General features: G+C 76.8%; 1 protein-coding gene. It reads left to right on the top strand.

Going from position 1 to position 2,329, the window contains the following annotated elements:
* The coding region (gene dnaE, locus GTQ99_RS22310; RefSeq protein ID WP_166617870.1) for a DNA polymerase III subunit alpha at positions 1-2,329 on the top strand (2,329 nt) is incomplete at both ends.

Genomic DNA, 2,329 nt, shown 5'->3' with positions numbered 1-2,329 from the left:
GGCACCGGGTGGGCGGCGCTGTGCGGGCTGGTCAGCGCCACCCACCTGGCGGGGGAGCGCGGCCACCCGGTGAGCAGCCTCGAGCTCGTCGCCGCCCACGCCGCCACCGGCGCCGGAGGACCCGCCCTCGCCGTCCTGCTCGGCCCGTCCTCCGAGGTCGGCCGCGCCGTGCTCGCCCGCCGCGACGACCTCGCGCTCGCGGTCCTGCGGCACTGGCGGCGGGCGCTGCCAGAGGGGGCGCTGCACGTGGAGGTCGTCTGCCACCACGCGCCCCCGGGCGCCGCCGGCAGCGTGGAGCACGCGGCGCGCACGCTCCTGCTGGCCCGGCGCGAGGGGGTCCCCGCGGTGCTCACCGCGGCGGTCCGCTCCGCGGACCCGGACGGCGCGCGGACCGCCGACCTGCTCGACGCGGTGCGCCGGCGGGTCCCGCTCGGCACCCGCCACCTCGACCGGGCCACCGGCCAGGGGCACCTGCTGCCGGGCGCGGACATGGCCCGCACGGCCGCCGACGTCGCGGGGGCCGCGGGCGAGCCGCAGCTGGCGGCGCAGCTGCTCGCCACCACCGGGCTCCTCGCCGCGCGCGCCCGACTCGACCCCGTCGCCGACCTGGGCATCGGCACGCCCCACCTGCCCGACCACGCGGCGCTCGGCCTGGCCGCCGACGCCGACGCCGACGCCGTCCTGCGGCAGCGCTGCGAGGCGGGGATCGCCCGCTGCTACCCGGGCGCCGGCCCGAAGCGGGAGGCGCGGGTGCGCCGCCGCCTGGACGCCGAGCTGGCGACCGTCGCGCAGGTGGGGTTCGCCAGCTACTTCCTCACCGTCGCCGACGTCTGCGACCTCACCCGCGACCTGGGGGTGCGCGTCGCCGCCCGCGGTTCGGGTGCAGGCAGCCTCGTGAACCACCTGCTGCGCATCTCCGGCGTCGACCCCCTCGAGCACGGCCTGCTCATGGAGCGCTTCCTCAACCCGCGCCGCGGCCAGCTGCCCGACATCGACCTCGACGTGGAGTCCGCGCGACGCGAGGAGGTCTACGCGGCCGTCCTCGACCGCTTCGGCGGCGACCGGGTGACGTGCGTGTCGATGATGGACACCTACCGCGTGCGGCACGCGGTGCGCGACGTCGGGGCCGCGCTGGGCCTGCCCCCCGCCGAGGTCGACGCCATCGCGACCGCCTTCCCGCACCTGCGGGCGCGCGAGGCCCGCGCGGCCGTCGCCGAGCTTCCCGAGCTGCGGCGCAGCGGTCTGGGCGAGGAGCGCCTGGACGCCTTCTTCGACCTCGTCGAGCGCCTCGACGGGCTGCCCCGGCACGTCGCGCTGCACCCGTGCGGCGTGGTCCTGTCCGGTCCCGGCCTGCTGCGCCGCACCCCCGTGGAGGCCAGCTGGAAGGGCCTGCCCATGAGCCAGTTCGACAAGGACGACGTCGAGGACATGGGCCTGCTCAAGCTCGACGTCCTCGGGATCCGGATGCAGTCGGCGATGGCCCACGCCGTCGCCGAGGTCCGGCGCGTGGAGGAGGTCGAGGTCGACCTCGACGACCGGTCCCTGGTGCCGCTGGACGACCCCGCCACGTACGCGCTCGTGCGCTCGGCCCGCACCCTGGGCTGCTTCCAGATCGAGTCCCCCGGCCAGCGCGAGCTCGTCGGCAAGTTCGCCCCGGAGACGTTCGAGGACCTCGTCGTCGACATCTCGCTCTTCCGTCCCGGGCCGGTGAAGTCGGACATGGTCACCCCGTTCCTGCGGGCCCGGCAGGGCTGGGCGCAGCCGCAGCTCCTCGACGAGCGCCTGCGGCACGTGCTCGAGCCGACGCACGGCGTCGTGGTGTTCCACGAGCAGGTCATCGAGATCATCCAGGCGACCACCGGCCACGACCTCGCCCTCGCCGACGAGTACCGCCGCCACCTCGGCACCCGCCGCGGGCAGGAGGAGATGGAGCCGCAGTTCAAGCGCCGCGCGCTGGAGCACGGCTACCCCGCCGCGACGGTCGAGCGGATCTGGGAGGTCCTCAGGGCGTTCGCCTCGTTCGGGTTCTGCAAGGCGCACGCGGCGGCGTTCGCGCTGCCGACCTACCAGTCGGCCTGGCTGAAGACCCACCACCCGGCGGCCTTCCTGGCCGGCGTCCTCACCCACGACCCGGGCATGTACCCCAAGCGGCTCATCCTCGACGACGCCCGCAACCTGGGCATCGAGGTCCTCGGCCTCGACGTCAACGCCTCGGGCGACACCTACCGCGTCGAGCGCGTCGAGCCCGCCGGCCCGGGCGCGGCGCGCTCCGCGGCGGTGCCGGCTCCCCGCCGCGGGCCCGGGGGCCGCCGCGGCGGGGAGCCGGCAC

This window comes from Kineococcus vitellinus, from assembly GCF_009906315.1.
GTDB lineage: Bacteria > Actinomycetota > Actinomycetes > Actinomycetales > Kineococcaceae > Kineococcus > Kineococcus vitellinus.
Note: the sequence above shows the minus strand (reverse complement) of the source record. Positions and strands in the feature narration are given on the sequence as shown.